3 protein-coding genes and 1 pseudogene are annotated in these 2,614 nt (G+C 72.5%); 1 reads left to right on the plus strand and 3 read right to left on the minus strand.

What is annotated here, in order from left to right; genetic code table 11:
• The 3 genes and pseudogenes from C665_RS21235 to mltG all read right to left on the minus strand — a co-directional run.
• Positions 1–172: pseudogene (locus C665_RS21235) on the minus strand (DNA polymerase III subunit delta'); the annotation flags it as partial.
• Complete coding sequence (gene tmk / locus C665_RS19150) at positions 169–870, minus strand: dTMP kinase (RefSeq protein ID WP_004327763.1); 702 nt, start codon at positions 868–870, stop codon at positions 169–171. The gene tmk and the pseudogene C665_RS21235, both read right to left, overlap by 4 nt.
• A complete protein-coding gene (gene mltG, locus C665_RS19155) occupies positions 867–1,880 on the minus strand; it encodes an endolytic transglycosylase MltG (protein ID WP_004327765.1) in 1,014 nt (337 codons plus the stop codon). The genes tmk and mltG overlap by 4 nt, the downstream gene beginning before the upstream one ends.
• Positions 1,881–2,021: 141 nt before the next feature.
• On the opposite strand from mltG, the gene C665_RS19160 reads away from it, so the two are divergent.
• Positions 2,022–2,614 (plus strand): YgfZ/GcvT domain-containing protein (locus C665_RS19160; RefSeq protein ID WP_004327767.1); only part of this gene is annotated, 593 nt, incomplete at its 3' end.

Raw genomic sequence — 2,614 nt, forward strand, 5'->3', positions numbered from 1 at the left:
CGCAGGCGTGGCCGTCGGCGCCGGGGGCGTCGCACAGCAGGCGCGCCGCCAGCGCCTCGGCGAGCGCGCGCTTGCCCAGGCCTGCGGGGCCGACGAAGAGCAGCGCGTGCGGCAGGCGTTCGCCCAGCTCGACGAGCCGCGTCCACGTCGATTGCAGCCAGGGGTGGATCATGAGAAGAAGCGCTCGCGCACGACGCGCTCGATGTCGGCGCGGATCGCCTCCGGCGAGCGCGCGGCATCGATCACGCAAATGCGCAGCGGCGCCAGGCGGGCGCGTTCGAGGTAGGCGGCGCGCACGCGCTCGAAGAAGTCGCGCTGCTCGCGCTCGAAGCGGTCGGGGTCGACCCCGGTGGAGGCGACGCGCGCGGCGGCGAGCGCCGGATCGAGGTCGAACACCAGGGTGAGGTCGGGCTGCAGGCCGGGATGCACCCAGGCCTCGAGCGCGTCGAACTTGGCGCGGTCGAGCCCGCGCCCCCCCACCTGATAGGCGAAGGTGGCGTCGGAGAAGCGGTCGCACACCACCCAGCGCCCGGCGGCGAGCGCGGGCTCGATGCGCGCGGCGAGGTGCTCGCGGCGCGCGGCGAACATCAGCATGGCCTCGGTCTCGAGGTGCATCGGCTCATGCAGCAGCAGCTCGCGCAGGCGTTCTCCGAGCGCCGTGCCGCCGGGCTCGCGCGTCTGGTCGACGTCGCGGCCTGCGGCCTGCAGCAACGCCACCACGGCGGCGATCTGGCTGCTCTTGCCGGCACCGTCGATGCCTTCGAAGGTGATGAAGCGGCCGCGGGCGGGCGCGGCTGCGCTCGCGGGCACGGCGGAGGGTGCGTTCTCGATCATGTCGGTTTCGGGCAGGCGCGGCGGCATCCGGCTCATCCCCCACCTCCGTTGCGGATGTATTTATCGACGGCGCGATTGTGCGCCGCGAGGTCGCGCGAAAACTCGCTGCTGCCGTCGCCGCGCGCGACGAAATAAAGGAAGTCGCTCTTCTCGGGTTTGAGCGCAGCGCGCAGCGCGGCCTCGCCCGGCATCGCGATCGGCGTCGGCGGCAGGCCGGCACGGGTGTAGGTGTTCCACGGGTGGTCGGCATCGAGATGCGCCCGGCGCAGGCGGCCGTCGAACTCGGGGCCGAGGCCGTAGATCACCGTGGGGTCGGTCTGCAGACGCATGCCGATGCGCAGCCGGTTGGCGAACACCGAGGCGACCAGGGCACGGTCCTCGGGGCGGCCGGTCTCCTTCTCGACGATCGAGGCAAGGATCAGCGCCTCGTAGGGCGAGGCCAGCGGCGTGGCCGGGTCGCGCTCGGCCCAGGCCTTGTCGAGGCGGGCCTGCATGGCCTCGTGCGCGCGTCGCAGCACGGCGAGCGCGCCCGAGCGCTTGTCGAACAGATAGGTATCGGGGAAGAAGAGGCCCTCGGCGTTCTGCGCGCTCGCGCCGATGCGCGCGAGGATCTCCGCCTCGCCCAGCCCGGCGGTGTCGGCTTCCAGATCGGGATGGGACTCCAGCGCCTGGCGCACCTGGCGGAAGGTCCAGCCCTCGACCAGCAACAGCTCGCCCTGCGTGACGTCGCCGTCGGAGAGCTTGAGGATGAGCTGCCAGGGCGTGATGCCGGCGTGCACCTCGTAGCTGCCGGCCTTGATGCGGGCGTCGCGCTTCGTCAGACGCGCGAGCAGCGCGAGCAGGCGCGCATCCACGCCCACGCCGGCGCGCTCGATGGCTGCGGCGGCCTGGCGCATGCCCATGCCGCGCGCCACGGTGAAATCCACCCGCTCGGCGGCGAGCGCGAGCGGCCGGTGCGCATACCACCAGCCCGTCGCCGCGATCATCGCGGCAAGGATGGCAAGCACGGCGAGCAGCAGGAGCAGGCGGGGGAGAAAACGCTTCATCGGAGGGGGAGGAGCCGGCTAAATCCCTGTCGGCGCGAGGGGCGACCGCCACGGGGAGGGCGCCTATAATACCGCAGCACGTGCCCTCCCCCTCCTGCGGCGCGCCCCCGAATCCCTTCCGAGACTGCCCGAACCGAGACCATGACTGCCTGGACCGAACACCTCGCCCGCATGGGCGCCACGCTCGACGAAACCGCCCGCTCCATCGCCTTCGCCTCGCCCGCCGACGAAGCGCGCGCGACCGAGACCGCCACCATCGCGGTGCCGCTGCTGCACCTGGGCACGATCCGCTCGCAGGGCCCGGACTCCGCCGCCTTCCTGCACAACCTGGTGTCGAACGACGTCAAGCACATGGAAGCCGACACCGCGGCGTGGAACAGCTTCAATTCGCCCAAGGGGCGGATGATCGCCAGCTTCCTGGTGTGGACCGAGGAGGGCGGCCATGCGCTCGCGCTCTCGGCAGACATCCTGCCCGCGTTCCTGAAGAAGTTCTCGATGTACGTGCTGCGCAGCAAGGTCAAGCTCGCCGACGCCAGCGCCGAGGTCGCGCTGATCGGCCTCGCCGGTCCGCAGGCCGTGGCGATCGCGCAGGCGGCAGGCGCCGCGCTGCCCGCCGAGGACATGCGCCAGGCGGTATCGGCCGCGGGCGTGCGCTGCATCCGCCTCGGCGCGCAGCGCCTGGTGCTCGCCGTCGCCACCGACGCCGCCCCGGCGCTGTTCGACGCGCTCGTCGC

This window comes from Thauera aminoaromatica S2, from assembly GCF_000310185.1.
Lineage (GTDB): Bacteria > Pseudomonadota > Gammaproteobacteria > Burkholderiales > Rhodocyclaceae > Thauera > Thauera aminoaromatica.